Source organism: Paraburkholderia sp. SIMBA_053 (genome assembly GCF_046534895.1).
GTDB classification, from domain to species: domain Bacteria; phylum Pseudomonadota; class Gammaproteobacteria; order Burkholderiales; family Burkholderiaceae; genus Paraburkholderia; species Paraburkholderia caledonica.
The window spans coordinates 1,418,385-1,435,778 of record NZ_JAWRXU010000001.1; the positions used below are offsets into that span (position 1 = coordinate 1,418,385).

The 17,394-nt window shown below is 62.1% G+C and carries 13 protein-coding genes; 6 read left to right on the forward strand and 7 right to left on the reverse strand.

Annotation, left to right across the window (positions count from 1 at the left end; all coding sequences use genetic code 11):
* Nucleotides 1–987: 987 nt before the first annotated feature.
* Both SB753_RS06390 and SB753_RS06395 read right to left on the reverse strand, forming a co-directional pair.
* Nucleotides 988–2,196: an MFS transporter gene (locus SB753_RS06390; RefSeq protein WP_410799541.1), complete on the reverse strand. Its 1,209-nt coding sequence runs from the start codon at nt 2,194–2,196 to the stop codon at nt 988–990.
* Nucleotides 2,197–2,257: 61 nt separating this feature from the next.
* Nucleotides 2,258–2,653: a hypothetical protein gene (locus SB753_RS06395; RefSeq protein ID WP_027804447.1), complete on the reverse strand. Its 396-nt coding sequence runs from the start codon at nt 2,651–2,653 to the stop codon at nt 2,258–2,260.
* Between the two features lie 221 nt (nt 2,654–2,874).
* Between SB753_RS06395 and SB753_RS06400 the strand changes: the two genes are divergently transcribed.
* The 4 genes from SB753_RS06400 (at nt 2,875) to SB753_RS06415 (ending at nt 4,062) form a co-directional block, all read left to right on the forward strand.
* Nucleotides 2,875–3,051: a hypothetical protein gene (locus SB753_RS06400; RefSeq protein WP_164701842.1), complete on the forward strand. Its 177-nt coding sequence runs from the start codon at nt 2,875–2,877 to the stop codon at nt 3,049–3,051.
* A 5-nt stretch (nt 3,052–3,056) separates the two neighbouring features.
* On the forward strand, nt 3,057–3,293 hold the full coding sequence (locus SB753_RS06405; protein ID WP_410799641.1) for a hypothetical protein: 237 nt from the start codon (nt 3,057–3,059) through the stop codon (nt 3,291–3,293).
* Nucleotides 3,294–3,377: 84 nt separating this feature from the next.
* The gene (locus SB753_RS06410; protein WP_020066882.1) at nt 3,378–3,581 is read left to right on the forward strand and encodes a CsbD family protein; all 204 of its coding nucleotides are present in this window, start codon (nt 3,378–3,380) and stop codon (nt 3,579–3,581) included.
* Between the two features lie 157 nt (nt 3,582–3,738).
* On the forward strand, nt 3,739–4,062 hold the full coding sequence (locus SB753_RS06415; protein WP_410799543.1) for a hypothetical protein: 324 nt from the start codon (nt 3,739–3,741) through the stop codon (nt 4,060–4,062).
* Nucleotides 4,063–4,145: 83 nt separating this feature from the next.
* Here SB753_RS06415 and SB753_RS06420 read toward each other — a convergent pair whose 3' ends face one another.
* The 3 genes from SB753_RS06420 to SB753_RS06430 all read right to left on the reverse strand — a co-directional run bounded on the left by SB753_RS06420 (nt 4,146) and on the right by SB753_RS06430 (nt 7,877).
* Nucleotides 4,146–5,081 (reverse strand): DUF2950 domain-containing protein, encoded by a 936-nt coding sequence (locus tag SB753_RS06420; RefSeq protein ID WP_410799545.1) that lies wholly within the window; start codon nt 5,079–5,081, stop codon nt 4,146–4,148.
* A gap of 144 nt (nt 5,082–5,225) precedes the next feature.
* Complete coding sequence (locus SB753_RS06425) at nt 5,226–6,221, reverse strand: 2-hydroxyacid dehydrogenase (protein WP_020066885.1); 996 nt, start codon at nt 6,219–6,221, stop codon at nt 5,226–5,228.
* A 63-nt stretch (nt 6,222–6,284) separates the two neighbouring features.
* Complete coding sequence (locus SB753_RS06430) at nt 6,285–7,877, reverse strand: aspartate:alanine exchanger family transporter (protein ID WP_204522025.1); 1,593 nt, start codon at nt 7,875–7,877, stop codon at nt 6,285–6,287.
* A 432-nt stretch (nt 7,878–8,309) separates the two neighbouring features.
* Here SB753_RS06430 and ptsP point away from each other — a divergent pair, with 432 nt between their 5' ends.
* Together ptsP and ptsG are read left to right on the forward strand one after the other, a co-directional pair.
* Entirely contained in the window at nt 8,310–10,865 is a 2,556-nt protein-coding gene (gene ptsP / locus SB753_RS06435) for a phosphoenolpyruvate--protein phosphotransferase (RefSeq protein WP_410799547.1), read from the forward strand.
* Between the two features lie 22 nt (nt 10,866–10,887).
* Nucleotides 10,888–12,678 (forward strand): PTS glucose transporter subunit IIBC, encoded by a 1,791-nt coding sequence (gene ptsG, locus SB753_RS06440; protein ID WP_410799549.1) that lies wholly within the window; start codon nt 10,888–10,890, stop codon nt 12,676–12,678.
* Nucleotides 12,679–12,780: 102 nt separating this feature from the next.
* On the opposite strand, the gene glgX is transcribed toward ptsG, so the two are convergent.
* Together glgX and SB753_RS06450 are read right to left on the reverse strand one after the other, a co-directional pair.
* Complete coding sequence (gene glgX / locus SB753_RS06445; protein ID WP_410799550.1) at nt 12,781–14,871, reverse strand: glycogen debranching protein GlgX; 2,091 nt, start codon at nt 14,869–14,871, stop codon at nt 12,781–12,783.
* A complete protein-coding gene (locus SB753_RS06450; RefSeq protein WP_410799643.1) occupies nt 14,858–17,299 on the reverse strand; it encodes a glycogen/starch/alpha-glucan phosphorylase in 2,442 nt (813 codons plus the stop codon). Before SB753_RS06450 ends, glgX begins: the two co-directional genes overlap by 14 nt.
* Between the last annotated feature and the right edge of the window lie 95 nt (nt 17,300–17,394).

Genomic DNA, 17,394 nt, shown 5'->3' on the forward strand with positions numbered 1-17,394 from the left:
GCCGCGCCGGACTCCTCTCTGCGCCGTTCGTGGTGCTCGCAATCCTCCCTCACGCCGTCAAGTGCGCCCCGCTGCGGACGAAATCGCCCTATTACGCGCGCCGCATGCCATGTGGACGAAAACGACCAACTTTGACCGCCAACCTGGACGAGATCGGCCAACACCGGCAGACCCGATTCGCCGACGCGCCCGAGCCTAAGCCATCTCAACATATGGCACGACCATTGCTTATACAAAGGCAGGTGGCCGGAAAGCTTCAACGAAATTGTCCGAATGACCGGGGAGCCTGAGAGACCAAAACAAGATCGCGCGCTGCAACGTGTTCGACGTTCTGTTGCCGCGTCGTTGCGTCCGTCGCGGGACGGCTGACACCGCGGATCGAGTAATCTCGATTCATTATGGCAAGCAGTCGTTTAGTTAAACGAACTAATACGTGCAACGCCGATCGACGCCAACGGTAGCCAGCCGTTGGTAGCAGACTGAGAGAGGGCTGTGCTGTTGTAGCGGTGACGCGTAGACAGGTGGCGACCATGCTTCTGCAGAGAAGCAGCTCGCAATGCGCGGCACCAGATAGCGGAAAATCTGCGGCTATGCACCGAAGATCCGCTGCGGGATGGGTCCGGCCGTCGTTGCCTTCCCTTCGGGAAAGGGCTGCGACGGCTAACCTTGTTGTAACGAGTCGCGGAAAACAAGCTGCTTGAGCAGCCTTACGCAGCGCCAGATTTCAACGGCGCCGTGACGAGAGAAGACTGGCCATCCACGGGGGTTCAAAGATGCACCACCACATTTTCGAAAGCGAGCTTGTTCATCTCGAGCGCGTGATCGCATGGGCGTCCCAGGAGCCTTTTTCACCGACCTATTGGCGAGACCGCGTCGAGCATTTGAAGACGAGTCCGCAAGCACCCATGTACCGGAACCGCATCGCCCGCCTGGCGCGCCTCCTCGCGGAACTCAAAGGATAGCTGCGGTCTTTGCAAACTGTGTTTGTCAGTGCGACGTTGCGCGGGTGTCGGGCGCCTTGCCGGCAAGCAGGAGCGCGATTGTCGCCACGCAGAAAACGGCGCCTGCATAAAAGGTAGCCGTAGCCCCGATCTTGTCCCACAGCTCACCGGCAATGACGCTCGAAAGCAGTGTGACGACACCGCCCAGCAGATTGAAAAAGCCAAACGCAGTGCCCCGTAATTGCGCCGGCGCGGTGTGAGAAACCATGGTCGCGAGCAGCCCCTGCGTCATACCCATGTGCAAGCCCCACAATGCGACACCGAGCAGCACGATGCTCCAGTGGCTGCCGTGTGCAAGCACGAGGTCCGAGGCGATCAGCACGACGACGCCCGCGATCAGCAACCGCTTGTGACTCATCGTGTCCGCAAGTTTGCCGAACGGATACGCCGACAGCGAATACACGATATTCATGGTCACCATAACGAGCGGGACCAGAGCGATGGGTACGCCACTGCCCATTGCACGCAAAACGAGGAATGCTTCGCTGAAGCGGGCGAGCGCAAACACAGCGCCAATGGCGACGACCCACCAGTAGCGCGCGCCCAGCTTCTTCAGATTCTCCAGCCGCACAGGATTGACGCGCTTCGCGCCCGCTTCACGCGCCGGCTCGTGGATGCCGACCATCAACAGTGCGACCGCCAGGACACCTGGTATGACGGCAAGCCAGAAGGCGAGCCGGAAGTTATCGGCCCACACCGACATGATGACTACCGCGAACAACGGGCCCAGCACCGCGCCGATGGTATCGAGCGACTGACGCAAGCCGAATGCGGCACCTCGAAGGTGGACAGGCGTGACGTCGGCAACGAGCGCGTCGCGCGGCGCGCCGCGAATCCCCTTGCCGACTCTGTCGATGACGCGCGCGCTCACCACCACGCCGACGGTCGGCGCGATCGCAAAGAGCGGCTTGCTCAACGCGCCCAATGCATAACCGGCCACCGCGAGCCACTTACGGTTCCCGAGGTAGTCGCTCAGCGCGCCCGAAAACACCTTCACTATCGGCGCGGTCGCTTCGGCAATGCCTTCTATCAAGCCGATGGTCGCGGCGCTCGCACCGAGGCTCACTGTCAGGAACATCGGCAAAAGGCTATGGACGATCTCCGACGAGATATCCATGCAAAGGCTCACACAGCCGAGTACCCAGACGCTTCGTGGAATGCTCGCGAGGACGCTGATCCGGATTCTGGCTTGCATGGACGGGTTACCTTTGCAATTGCTCTCAGGACAGCGCACAAAGCCGGCCGGGCCAGAACATTTACTCCTGACACTGCACGTCTTTTCTCGGCACGGCGATAAGTACCGGATACGTGCCGTGATCCAGCTCGACGCGCGCGACCACGGTGATCATCGTGCTGTCGATCTGATCGTACACGCTGACCTGTTCGCGCTTAAGCGTGGTGATGCCGGTACATGCGGACGCCCGGCCCTCGTCGGAAATGCGGCATTGAATCGGGTTGTCGGCAATGTAGCGATATTTGTCCCGATCGGGCGTCGCGAGATATTCACGAACGCTCTGTTCCGACCCGCCTACGCCCGTCACTTTTCCGATCGCACATTGCAGTGCGCCTGTCTCGCCATTCGCGGCTGTTTGAGCGTTCACGGCGGTACTCGCAGCGGCCGCCGCAAGGATCAATGCAAAGTGGTATCTCATCGCGCATTCACGTTTGTCGGATCGAAGTGTTGAATTGTAAAGGTACCTGGGGCCAGACTGCCGGGAAGCCTGCGGCTGTGCATTCAGCGTGTAGCAATGCGGGAAGCTGCTCGGCCACACGATGCTGCACTGGCGTGCGCAACGCTCGCGACTCGTTGGCACACAGGATGCTGCCGAACACGATACTCGATCCACCGAAAGCAACGCAGAAGGAGCCGCCCATGACCGAAACACCCACGCCCCAAAAACCCGATCCGCAACAGTCCGAAATTGGCCGCGGCACGCCGCCCGCGCGCACACCGGAGGCGCTTCCCGAAACCGACGTCCAGCCGGATCAGCAGCCCGTGCGAGACATACCGGGCGTCGGTGTGCCCGGTAGCCAGTCACCTGCTCCGTGAACCCGGTGTACATGGTCTATTGGTCGGAAGCGATAGACGACGCCATCGTGCCGCGCGCCGCATCCTTTGCCGCCGGCGCGATGGCAGAGGCGCTGTCACTTGCCGAGACGTTGCGGCGACGTCAGTCGTGCGGCGAGCCGGTGTGTTTCGTTACCCTTTGCTCGGAAAACCCGAACTCGGTGGGTCGTCCTGGCGTCGCCGATCCACCCGCCGACTATGCGTGGAAGAAGCGCCGTCCATGAGCGCTTCGGCATGCCGATTGCGCATGCACATGACGCACGCGATGGTCGCATCGCGCGAAAACCCGCTTAACTCTGGAGGCACTCATGGCAAACGACAAGACCGAAGGCATCAAGGAAGAACTGAAAGGCATGATCAACAAGGGCATCGGCTCTATCACCGGCAACGAAGACAGGAAGCTCAAAGGTGAAGCGCAAATCACCGAAGGCGAAAACCGCAAGGATCTCGGCGATCAGCGTGAAAACGCCGAAAAGGGCAAGACGGATCCGGGCAACCCGTCGAATCTCTGACTGCGTTGTCGCGCTTCGGCGGCGAAGCGATCCGAACCGGCCTGCGAGCGTAACCGGGTAACGCACATACCAGCATAATCGCTTGCCTAGTTGCGCTCGTGCGCAATCGCTACGATGGGCGGACCGTCAAAACGGATAACCATCGCGGGAGCCCATCATGAAGCGTTTTCACATCGCACTCGCTGTTGCGAGTCTCGACGAATCAATTGTCGACTACAGCCGCCGGCTCGGACAATCGCCCGATGCCGTCGTGCCCGGCAAATACGCTATGTGGCGAACCGATCTGCTCAACTTCTCGATCAACGAGAAACCGGAGCAAGCGGGTCAACTGCGGCACGTCGGATTCGAAGACGATACCGCCAACGCGTATTCAAGCAGCCTCGATGTGAACGGACTGGAGTGGGAGCTGTTTTCGGCCGCTGAGCAGGATGCGCGGATCGTCAGCACGTATGGGGCGGCTGTGCGCTCAACGCAAGCGTAGGCGAACCTGACATCAGCCTGTAAATAGCGCGCGGCAGTCATCGACTACTTAACCATGGTGCCGCTACGCGCACAGCACCATGGTCAAGGTAGGCCGCTATCCTGAGCGCTCACCTTCTTCCAGCCTGGACCCGGATCGAACGACTTCGTTGCCTCGGCTTTCGCGGCGGTCTGCGGGCCAAGATCACGCTCATAGATCTGCCCGGCATGACTGACCATGAAAGTCTTGATACCCGTATCTCCGTAACGCACCGGCCAGGCGATGATGGCGAAACCTCCGAACAGCTTGCCGTCGACAACGTAGTCATAGGCGCCGCCAGGCGCATGCGGTCCCTGTGAATAGAGCAGCTTGTAGTGATACCCGTGATAACCGGCGTTCTGGGTGTTGCGCGCGCTTGCATTAACGAACGCGTCGCCGAGTGGACTTGGTGGGTCGTCCGGTCCCGTCGGCCAGTACAGACCGTCGTGTTTGCCTGGCGAGCTCACCATTTTCGACGCGTAGGCGAGCACGCCCTCGCCGTCGTGATTAGTCTGCGCGTATTCGCGTTGTGCATCGTAGATTGCGAGCATTGTCTGAATGACGGCTAGTTCGTTGCGGCCGATGCGTCGTTCCCGCATCTCTTCCGCGCCAGCGCGCGTGTCGAAGTGCCATCCCCGTTCGGTCTTCACGAGTGGAATTGGGAGCGTCCAGCCATCGTCGCCTACCGCGATCTCCGCGTGTCGCGTATCGATCGGCTTGATCGCATGCGACTTCGACCACATCGTGAGAAACGCATCCCGCACCTGCGCGCCAACGGGCGGAATCAGATTACGAAAGTCCTTGCCCAAGATGGTGCGCAATGCGTCCTCGCGGTCTTTAACAATTGCCTCACCGAAGGCATTCATCGCGGCCTCCGGAGTGGCGAAGTTCTGCTGCGCATGAGCCGCAGGCGAGATTGCCAACGCAAAAATCGCCGTGATCGCGAGGTTGGTCAAGATGGCAGTCAGCCACTTCCGGAGAACGTGTGAATAGAGTTTCATGGTTCCTGCTCCTCAGCGACGCCCGCCGCGCATGCCTGATGTCGAAACTGCTTTGGCCACATCTATGGCGAAACGATGAAGGTACCGGCTAACAGAACACGCTTACGAACTCGCACGGACTGACCGCTGCGCAGCGCGCTGCGTTCAACTCGCGCTGATTTCGTTTGAAAGCGGCTTGCCCGTCTCGAACTCCGTGACGCTTTGCAGGGTCGTCTCGCAGATGGTCGTCACCGCTTCGCGCGTGAGAAAGGCCTGATGGCCCGTGACGATCACGTTCGGGAATGTGACGAGCCGCTGAAGCACGTCGTCGGTGATGATGGTGCCCGACAGGTCACGGAAGAAAAGGTCCGCCTCCTGCTCGTACACGTCGATCGCGAGACCGCCCAGTTGCCCGCTCTTCAGCGCATCGATGACCGCTTCGGTGTCGATAAGCGCGCCTCGGCTCGTGTTGATCAGAAGCGCGCCTCGCTTCGCGCGCGCGAGCGTGCTGGCGTCGATGATGTGGTACGTCTCCGGAGTGAGCGGACAATGCAGCGAAATGATGTCCGCACTCTCGCCGATTTCCTTTGGCCGCGCATAGCGCGCGCCCAGCGCCTCGAATTCCGCTGATGGGAACTTGTCGTAGCCGATCACGCTGCAGCCGAAGCCCAGCATGATCTTCGTGAACACGCGCCCGATCTTGCCGGTACCGATCACGGCCACCACCTTGCCGTTCAGGTCGAAGCCCATCAGGCCGTCGAGAGAAAAGTTGAAGTCGCGCGTGCGGTTATAGGCACGCTGGATCTTGCGGTTGATCGCCATCAGCAACGCGACCGCATGCTCAGCGACCGCGTTCGGCGAATAGTTCACTACTCGCACTACCTTGATCCCGAGGTCCTGCGCTGCTTTCAGGTCGACGTTGTTAAAGCCGGTGCAGCGCAGCGCGACGAGCTTCGTGCCGCCGTGCACGAGCGCCTGCAGCACAGCGGCATCCGCATGATCGTTGACGAAGATACACACGGCGCCATGGTTCGCGGCGAGGCTGACCGTTTCGATGTCGAGCGGGACATCGAAATACTGGAGACGATGATGATGCCCCGCGTTCGCGGCATTCAGATACTCGCGGTCGTAAGGCTTGGCGCTGAAGACGGCTATGTCCATGATGATCTCCGTGGCAAATTTGATCAGGAGTGCCGGGTGCGATCGTTACGGCTGGTGATCGCGCTATCCACTGGCGAGCGCCGCGGCGACCTGCACGAACAGAATCTTTGCGATGGTCATCGACGGGAAAATCATCGCGTAGCCGACGTCCGGGCGGTCGGTCGGCGCAATGCGATTGGCAAAGGCGAGGATCGCGGGATTGCCCGTCGCGCCGCATAAGACGCCTACCGTCATGTCGAACGGCAGCCTGAAGATCCACAGGCAGACCGCCGCCGTCACGACGACGAGCGCGAGCAGGATCGTCACGCCATAGAGCAGGAAGGACACGCCGGTTACGCCGATGGTCGCGAAGAATTTCGGCCCCGAAGCGATGCCTACCTGCGCGAGAAAGATGGTCAGGCCAAGGTTGCGCAGCACGAGATTGGCCGAGAGCGGCATCGTCCAGACGAAAGGTCCGAAGCGCCGCACCCTGCCGAGCACGAGTGCCACCAGCAGCACTGCCGCCAGCCCGAGCGCGAGCTTGCCGATGCCTGGAATGGATAGTGGAATCGCACCCGCCAGCAGGCCGAGCGCCGCACCGGCACCGATCGAGATGAAGCTCAGTTCGGCAGTACCCTTGATGGAGTCGCCGAAGAACGCACGAACCGCCTTGATCTGGGCGCGATCGAGCAGCAGACCGACGCGGTCGCCATATTCGAGGATGAGGTCCGGGTTCGGCATCAGGTCGGCGTCACCCCGGCGCACGTGCGCAATAGTGCAGACGACGCCCTCGGGAAAGCGGATGTCGCGCAGCATCCGCCCGACCACGAGCCGGCTCGACGCGAACACGCGCGCGTAGTCCAGGTCTTCGCGGTGACTCGTCATACGGCCCGGCTGCAGTTCGCCGAAAAGTGTCGTGGCCTCATGCAGCACGGCCGGATCGGTGGAGGTCGCGAGCAGCACGTCGTCGGCACGCAGGACGAGGTCGTCGGCGGCCGGGCGGTTGCGATGCTCGCGACGCACGGCCGCGATCGCCAGCCCGGTCGGCATACGCGCCACCAGCTGCGCCATGTTCAACCCGATAAACGCAGGATTGCGCAGCGCGATTTCGGCCGTTTCGATGAGCGGGGGCGGCGGTCGCACGATGTTCGGTTTAAGCAATGCACTAAGGGCATACAGGAAGAGAATCGGCCCGGCAACGCCGAACGGATAGGCGACGCTGTAGCCCACCGCCGGCCCGTCGCTTTTCACAGCGGCGATCGCGGCCTGCAGGCTCGCCGTGCTGGTGCCGGCACCGGCGAACATGCCAAGCGATTCGTCGAGTTTCACGCCGAAGAGCGGTACGAACGCGACCGCGACCAGTCCCGAGACGATCACGCCGAGCGCGGCGGCGGCGTTGGCCTTGAGGCCGTCCGGACTCGTCAGTCCCTTGAAGAACTGATCGCCGTACTGGATACCGATACCGTAGAGGAAGAGCAGCAGCCCGAATGTGCCGAGCAACGCGGGCGGTGCGGACTTCGGTGCGAAGCCGCCGATCGCCAGGCCGACGAACAGCACTGCGCCCGAGCCGAGCGACACCCCTTTAATGCTGATCTCACCGACCACGTATCCCAAGGCCACCGTGAGAAACAGCACGAAGAGCGGCTGCGTTTCGAGCAACGTCCTGACCGTATCCATGGCGTTTCCTTTTTGCCTTGGAGCGAAGACGCAGCAGCGAATGAGCCCCGCGCCTCCGGGACACGATCCGGCCACCAGCCTCGCGCTCGTCGGGGCATTCCGGCTGCGATCGAAGGCTTTCGATTGTTGGAATGTGCAGCCCGAAGGCGCATCTACAAATTTATGTTCAATCCAATCGTGAAGACAATAGGACCATCGACCGATGTCGCGCACGCAGCGGCACCTGTAGGCTAGCTGTGGCAGTGTCACGATCCTGATATCGCTCACGGCTTGACGTCAGCGCCGCTGGACGCCGCAACGGCGCCCGGTACGCAGGTCCGCGGCGGAATACCCAACGGCCCAGGTCATCGGGGCAGTTCACGGCGCTCTCCAGACGAGTTCGCGCCGCTCGAAGCAGCACGTTTCAGCCGGGCGTCAAACGGAGTCGCGCCGATGAAAGCTCTTCAGCGTCCACTACGCATCGAGTTGGTCGCGCCTCTTTCGGGCGTCATGGTGCCGCTCGAAACCGTGCCCGATCCGGTCTTCGCACAAAAGATGGTCGGCGACGGCATATCGATCGATCCGACGTCGCATGAATTGCTATCGCCGCTTCCCGGCAAGGTCACACAACTGCATAGTTCCAGCCATGCCGTCACGATTACGGGCGCGAGCGGGCTCGAAGTGTTGCTTCACATCGGGCTCGACACTGTATTGCTGCGCGGCGAAGGTTTCACCCCGCTCGTCAAGGAAGGCGATACGGTCGCGACGGGCCAGCCGCTGATCCGGTTCGATCCGGTCTACGTCGGCGCCAAGGCGGCCAGCCTGCTGACTCAGATGGTGATCGCAAACGGCGACCGCGTGACGCGCTACGTGCCCGCGGAAGGCCTCGTTACCGCAGCCGGCGACGTCGCACTGACTGTCGAACTCGCCGACGATACAGCCAAAGATCAGACCGCCCGCACGACCGGCGCAATCGTCTCCGACGAGGTCACGCTGCCGAATCCCGCGGGCATGCACGCGAGACCCGCCGCGGTCTTCGTCGGCGCGGCGAAGAAGTACGAGTCCGAGATCCGCCTGCTGCACGGTAGCAACAGCGCGAACGCCAAGTCGATCGTGTCCGTCATGGGGCTCGCGACGAAGTTCGGCGACAGGGTACGTATCCAGGCCACCGGTCCTGACGCGGGAGAAGCCGCTAGCGTGCTTGCGCGTCTGCTCGCCGAAGGTTCGGGCGAAAAACCCGCCGACGCACCCGCCTTTCCTCCGACGAGTCTCGCGCCCACGAGTGGATCGTCTGGCGAGCCGGCTGTCGTCAAACGCGCGCAGCCTGCCGATGTCAACGAACTCGCTGGCGTATCGGCTTCCCCCGGCCTCGCCGTCGGAAAAATCGTGCAGTTCCGCCAGCAGGTCATCGACGTCAAGGAAGCCGGCGAATCGCCGCAGCGCGAACGCGTTCGGCTCGAAGCAGCACACCACGAAGCGCGTCAGAACATCGAGGCGCTTAAAGCGAAACTCACCGATCCGTCGAAGGCGCAGATTCTCGACGCGCACCTGGAACTGCTCGAAGATCCCGATCTCAACGGCATGGCGATCGGCAGCATCAGCGAAGGCAAAAGCGCGGGCTTCGCGTGGCGCGCCGCCTTCGAGCAGCAGGCAGCGACACTCGAAAAGCTCGATAATCCGCTGCTGCGCGAGCGCGCGGGCGACGTCCGCGACGTCGGCCGGCGTGTGCTTGCGCTGCTGGCAGGCATGCAGCAGGCGCAGATCGACGTACCCGCCGACTCGATCCTGATCGCCGAGGAACTCTCACCGTCCGACACCGCTTCACTCGATCGAACCAAAGTGCTCGGTTTCTGCACGACGACGGGCGGCGCCACGAGCCACGTCGCGATTCTTGCGCGCTCGCTCGGCATTCCGGCGATCTGCGGCATCGACGAAGATGCGCTGCAACTCGCCGACGGTACGCTCGTGGTGCTGGACGGTTCGCATGGCAGCTTGCGGCGCAACCCGAGCGCCGGCGAAGTCGAAAAGGCACGTGAGCGCATTAGCCGTCAGGCCGAAAAACGCGAAGAAGAGAAGCTCGCTGCGAGCAAGCTCGCGATGACGGCCGACGGTCACCGCGTCGAAGTCGTCGCGAACATCCGCAACGCAAAGGAAGCGCGCGATGCGGTTGCAGCCGGTGCCGAAGGTGTGGGCCTGTTGCGCTCGGAATTCCTGTTCGACGATCGCGACACTGCACCGTCCGAAGACGAACAGGCCAGCGAGTACTGCGCCGTTGCCGAAGCGCTCGGCCGCGAACGTCCGCTCGTGATTCGCACGCTCGACGCGGGTGGAGACAAGCCGCTCTCCTACATGCCGCTGCCGAAGGAGGACAACCCGTTCCTCGGCCTGCGCGGCGTGCGTGTGAGCCTCGATCGCCCGGACATTTTCCGCACGCAGCTGCGGGCGATTCTGCGCGCCGCTCCAATCGGCAATCTGCATGTGATGTTCCCGATGGTTGCCGCGATCGAGGAAGTGCTCGCAGCAAAAAAGATCCTGCTGGAAGAAGCCGGCGACCGCGCGAACAGCATCAAGGTCGGCGTGATGATCGAAGTGCCGGCCGCCGCGTTGATCGCCGAGCCGCTCGCGCGCGAAGTCGACTTCTTCTCGATCGGCACGAACGATCTGACGCAATACACGCTCGCGATGGACCGCGGGCATCCAAAGCTCGCCAGGCAGGCCGATGCGCTTCACCCGGCGGTATTGCGCCTGATCGGCATGACGGTCGAAGGTGCGCATAAGCATGGCAAATGGGTCGGCGTATGCGGCGGCATCGCATCCGATGCGATCGCTGTGCCGGTGCTCGTAGGTCTCGGTGTCGACGAGCTTTCGGTCAGCGTTCCCGCCGTCGGTTCAATCAAGGCACAGCTCGCCCGGCTGACGATGGCCCAGGCGCGTCAGCTCGCCGCAGAAGTAGTGCGACTCGGCACCGCCGCGGAGGTCCGCGCCCTCCTCGCTCCGTTCGCCGAATAAGCAGTTCAACAGGAGACCGGCCGTGTTCAAACATGCGTTCGGAGTGTTGCAGAAAGTCGGCAAGTCGTTGATGCTGCCGGTGGCCGTGCTCCCCGTGGCCGGCCTGTTGCTCGGCCTCGGCGCGACCGATTTCCACGGTTACGTGCCGGCCATCGTGCTCGCCCTGATGAAGAACGCGGGCGACGTGATTTTTGCCAATCTGCCGCTGATCTTCGCAATCGGCGTGGCGCTCGGCTTTACCGAAAACGACGGCGTCTCGGGCATCGCCGCAACAATCGGATATCTCGTCATGACGGCTACGTTGGGCGTGATCGCCAAGGTGGAAGGCATCGAGCCCGATATGATCATGGGCATTCCGTCGATTCAGACCGGTGTGTTCGGCGGCATCCTAGCGGGCGGCCTCGCGGCCTGGATGTTCAACCGCTACTACAGAATCGCGCTGCCGGCCTACCTGGGTTTTTTCGCCGGCAAGCGCTTCGTGCCTATCGTGACCGCAATCGGTTCGATCGTGCTCGGTGCGATCCTGTCCGTCGTGTGGCCGCCTATCGGCAGCGCGATCAAGGCCTTTTCACAATGGGCGGCGGTGTCCGACCCGCGCACTGCGGCAACCGTCTACGGCTTTGTCGAGCGTCTGCTGATTCCGTTCGGCCTGCATCACATCTGGAACGTGCCGTTCTTCTTCGAGGCAGGCAGCTTCCTCGATCCCACGACCGGCAAGGTGGTTCACGGAGACATCACCCGATTCTTTGCGGGCGATCGCACTGCGGGCATCCTGGCGGGCGCGTTCCTGTTCAAGATGTTCGGCCTGCCGGCTGCGGCGATCGCAATCTGGCACTGCGCCAAGCCGGAGAACAAGGTCGCCGTTGGCGGCATGATGGTCTCGGCCGCATTGACCTCGTTCCTCACCGGCATCACCGAGCCAATCGAGTTTGCGTTTTTGTTCGTCGCCCCGGTGCTCTACCTTATCCATGCATGTCTCGCGGCCTCGGCGCAGTTCGTGGCCAACACGCTCGGCATGCGCATGGGCTTCACCTTTTCGCAGGGCGGCATCGACTTTCTGATGTTCAACCTGATCGGCAACAAGTCGACTCACGCGTGGTACGTCTTTATTCTCGGGCCGATCTACGCGGTGATCTACTACGGCGTTTTTCGTTTCGTGATCACCCGGTTCGATCTCAAGACGCCGGGCCGCGAGGACGATACCGTCGAAACCGCGAAGGTAAGCACCGCTGGCGTCGGCGGACGTTCGCGCGAACTGGTGCTCGCCTTCGGCGGCCGTTCCAACATCGACAGCCTGGACGCTTGCATCACGCGTCTGCGCATCTCGGTGAAGAACCCCGCGCTCGTCAATGAAGGCAAACTCAAGGCGCTCGGCGCTGCGGGCGTCGTGCGGGTCGGCAACGGGGTTCAGGCGATCTTCGGGCCATTGTCCGAAAACATGAAGACCGACATGCACGAATACCTGAAGACAGCCGGCAGCGAGGCCGACCTCGCAGCAGACGGAACGGCTGTCGCGGAGGCCGCCGCGCCGACTGCGACCGCGATCGGGAGCGCCCAGGCTTCGGCGCACAGCACGACGCAACAGGCGGAGCGTGTTGAAAAAATCCGCGCAGCGTTGGGTGGCGTCGCCAATATCCAGAAAATCGACGCGCTGGCGGCAACGCGGCTGCGTGTCGGGTTGCGCGACGCCTCACAACTCGACACCGCCGCACTAAAGGCAGCCGGCGTTCCCGCGACGCAAACGCTGACCAACGGCGAGTTCGATCTGATTGTGGGCCTCGACGCGCCAAACCTGGCAGGCGCGATGCGATAACGCTCGCGAGCAGCGGATAGCATGTGGTCGCCCGCATCGGTTTTATGCCGTCTCGGGGAGATCAGCCTTCGCGGGTCGACACAGTGGCGACGCTAAATCCGCTCAGATCGCTTCGAGCACCACGACGCTGCGTGCGTCGACGCAACACGTTTCCGACTCGATAGCGGCGTGTTGCAGGGTGGAGACGATGTCGTTCGGACTCTCCTGTGCCGTATCGATGATCCGGCACCAGCGTCGCCCGCCAAGCACAGGAAGGTCAAACCGGCGCGCGCAGTCGTCCATGTTCAGCATGACGTGCAACGCGGACTCCCCGGACGCTTCGCCGCCCAGAGTGAAGGCCAGCAACCGGACTCCCGGATCATGCCAGCGCGGCTCGTTAAGGTGTTCGCCGTGCCAGGCAACGTCAGGGTCGGCGTGGCCGGACGACGGTCTGCCAGTGAGAAAGCGCCGGCGGCGCAGACTCGCGTGGCGCTTGCGCAGCGCAATCAGTTCACGCACGAAACGCAGCATGTCCGACTCTGCTTCTATCGAGCGCCAGTCGATCCAGGAAAGCACATTGTTCTGGCTATAGCCGTTGTTGTTGCCGCGCTGGCTGCGCAGAAGTTCGTCGCCTGCGAGGATCATGGGCACGCCCTGGCTCAGAAACAGAATGGCCATCAGGTTACGCGCCTGCTGGCTACGCAGGCGACGAACGCCAGCGTCGTCCGTCTCGCCTTCAGCACCACAGTTCCACGACAGATTGTCATTGCTACCGTCGCGGTTTTCCTCGCCGTTGACCTCGTTGTGCTTCGCGTTGTAGCTCACGAGATCGTTGAGCGTGAAGCCGTCGTGGCAAGTAATGAAATTGATGCTGTTCGCGGGCAGTCTGCCACCGTCGGCATACAGATCGGCACTTCCTGCGATGCAGGTGGCAACCTCGCCGCACATGCCAGGATCGCCGCGCACGAAACGGCGGATTACATCCCGATAGCGCCCGTTCCATTCCGCCCACGCCATGCCGGGGAATGCGCCGACCTGATAGAGACCGCCGGCGTCCCACGCTTCGGCGATCAGCGGCACGCGCGAAAGTATCCGGGAAGACTCGATCGCCCAGGGCAATGGCGGGTCGCTCAGGAGATCGCCATGCTGATCACGTGCAAACACGCTCGCCAGATCGAACCGGAAGCCGTCCACACCGAGCTCCTGCACCCAGTATTCGAGGCATCGAACAATGAACGCGGTTACCAAAGGATGGTTGCAATTGACGGTGTTCCCGCAGCCGGTGTAGTCCCGGTAGCGGCGCCGGTCGCCGGCGTCCAGGTGATAGAAAATGTCGTTGGCAAGGCCTTTGAAATTGATGACCGGCCCGGATGCGCCCGCCTCCGCCGTATGGTTGAAGACCACGTCGAGCAACACGCCAATACCGGCGGCGTGCATCGCGTCCGTGAGCGCGCGGAACTCCTGCGGAGCGCTTGCCGGATCGACGCAATAGCGCGGATGCGGGCTGTAGAAGCTATGCGTACTGTAGCCCCAGTAGTTGCACAGCCCTCTGGCTGCGGCCGCCGGCGGAACATCCTGCGCGTCGAAGGCCATGACCGGGAGAAGCTCGACATGGGTCACGCCCAGCTGCGTGAGGTAAGGTATTTTTTCGATCAACCCGGCAAAGGTTCCGGGATGCGTCACATTGCTCGAAGGATGGCTGGTGAAGCCACCAACGTGCAACTCATAAATGACAGCGCCGTCCAGCCCGGAGGCGACTGGCGTAGCGTCAGCGGGTACAGGCTGGGTCACGATGGCGCGGTACGAAGCGTGGCCTGTCTCGAGTATCGCCGAGGCGCTCGTTCGCTTCCACAAGTCATCGCTTACGGCACGGGCGTGAGGATCGAGAAGTTCCGTGTGTGGGTAGAAAGCCCTGCCCGTGTGTTCCGTGTCCTGCACTCCGTCAACACGCCATGTGTAGCAGGTGCGTATCGGCAGGTCCAACACCAGAACGTGCCAGTAGAAAAAAGTGCGATTGCGCTCGGACGAGAGCGTGATGACCTGAAAGGGTTCAGGGCTGTCCGGGGCCGCGTACAGCAGAAGGTCGACTTGCGTGGCATGACGGCCGAAGATACAAAAGTTGACGCCTTCGGGCACCACTGTCGCCCCTGGCGGGAACCGCGATCCTGGTCCTACCGGATAGCCCGGCGCCGGGCCACGCTCAGCGTTGCTCAAGGTCGATTCTCACCGGACGGATGTTCCAGATCTGACTACAGTACTCGCTGATCGCACGATCCGATGAGAACTTGCCCGCGCGTGCGGTGTTGAGGATGGACATATGAGTCCAATGCCGCACGTCCTGCCAGGCCGCGCTCACGCGCTCCTGGCACGCCACGTAGTCGGCGTAGTCGGCTAGCACGAGGAACGGATCGAATTGCAGCAGACTCTCGACCAGCGGCCGGAACATCTCGCGATCGCCGCGTGAAAATTGCCCGTCTGCGATCAGCTTCAGCACTTCCCGCAGTTCGGCGTTGCCGTTCACATAATCGGCAGGGCGATAGCCGTCGCGCTTGACCTGCTCGACCTGATCCGCGCTTAGACCGAAAAGAAAAAAGTTTTCCTCGCCGACCTGTTCGCGAATCTCGACGTTGGCGCCATCCAGTGTTCCGATTGTCAACGCGCCGTTCATCATGAACTTCATGTTGCCGGTGCCCGACGCCTCCTTGCCGGCCGTCGAAATCTGCTCGGAAAGGTCCGCCGCCGGGTAGATGAAATGTGCGTTCTTCACGTTGAAGTCGGGAAAGAACACCACTTTCAATCGATCGTTCACGAGCGGGTCGTTGTTGACCACTTCTGCCACGCCATTGATCAGGCGGATAATCAGCTTGGCCATCGCATAGCCCGGCGCAGCCTTTCCGCCAAACACAAAGCAGCGAGGTGCAAGCGTCAATTGAGGATTGTTACGAAGGCGTTGATAAAGCCCGATGATGAATAGCGCATTCAGATGCTGGCGTTTGTATTCATGGATCCGCTTGACCTGAATGTCGAACAACGCGCCCGGGTCGACCACGATGCCCGTCGCGCTGTGGATTCGCGCGGTGAGAGCTTCTTTGTTCGATAGTTTGACGCGACGCCACCGCTCCTGGAACGCAGCATCGTCGGCATGCGCTTCGAGGCCGCGAAGTTGAGTGGGGTCGGTGATCCAGTCCTTCCCCACTGTTTCATCCAGCAGCCGCGCAAGCTGCGGATTGCACAGCAGCATGAAGCGGCGTGGCGTGACGCCGTTCGTGACATTGAAAAAACGTTCGGGCCACATCTCGGCAAAATCCCGCATCACCGTCTGCTTGAGGAGCGCGGAATGCAGCGCGGCGACTCCGTTCACGGCGTGACTGCCCACAGTCGCCAGGTGCGCCATGCGCACCCGCTTGTCGCCCCGCTCGTCGATCAGCGACATGCGTGCCACGCGTGCCTCGTCGCCGCCATAGCGTTGCCGGACTTCGTCGATAAAACGGCGGTTGATTTCGTAGATGATTTCCAGCAGCCGCGGCAACAGGTTTCGAAACAGCGGCAGGCCCCAGGTCTCGAGTGCCTCCGGCAGCAGCGTATGGTTGGTATAGGCCAGCGAGCGCCGGGTGATGTCCCAGGCTTCGTCCCAAGGCACTTGCCGTTCGTCGACCAGCAGACGCATCAACTCGGCAACAGCAATGGACGGATGCGTGTCGTTGAGTTGCGCCACGAACATATCGGCGAAGCGCTCCGTCGGCTCGCCCTTGAGATCGAGCAGCCGCAGCATGTCCTGTAGCGAGCACGAAACGAAGAAATACTGCTGTGCGAGGCGCAACCGCTTGCCGGCTTCCGGCTCGTCGTTTGGATAAAGCACCTTCGAGAGCGTCTCGGAGATCACCTTGTCCTGCACGGCCTGGTAATAGTCGCCGGCGTTGAAGTCCTGCAGATCGAACGACTCCACCGCCTCGCTTTTCCAAAGCCTCAACGTGTTGCATGTGTTGACGTGAAAGCCTGCCACCGGAATATCGTAGGCCACGCCCTTGACCTTGTTCGTCGCGACCCAGCGAACTTGAAGCCGGCCCTGCGCGTCAGTCGTGCTCTCGGTGTGGCCGCCGAAAGCCACATAAAATGCCACGTCCGGACGCACGATCTCCCACGGATTGCCCATTTGCAGCCACTTGTCGGTCACTTCCACCTGCCAGGCATCGCGGATCTCCTGATCGAAGATGCCGAACTCATAGCGGATGCCGTACCCGATCGCGGGGATTTCAAGCGCGGCGAGCGAGTCCAGGTAACAGGCTGCGAGCCGGCCGAGTCCGCCGTTGCCAAGACCCGGTTCTTCCTCCTGCGCGAGTATCGACTCAAAGTCCTGACCAAGCGCCTGCATGGCGGCGCGCGCGTTGGCCTCGATGCCGAGGCTGACCAGGTTATTGCCGAGTTGCGGCCCGATCAGAAATTCGGCGGACAGATAGCAGGCGAGCCTTACCTCACGCGCGGCATGAGTTTGCACAGTCGCCACCCAGCGTTCCAGCATACGGTCTCGCACGCTGTACGCCAGTGCCATGTACCAGTCGTGCGGGGTCGCAATGGCCGGATAACGTGCCTGCAGACAGATGAGGTTGTCGACGATGTCGCGTTGCAGCGCGTCGGCATCCATTCCTGATCGCGCCGGTCCGGCACTGTGGAACGTGCTGGCGGTCGCGTTGGTGCCCGAGTCGGTGCTCGGGGCGGCGGTCGAGTCAGCGGTCATGG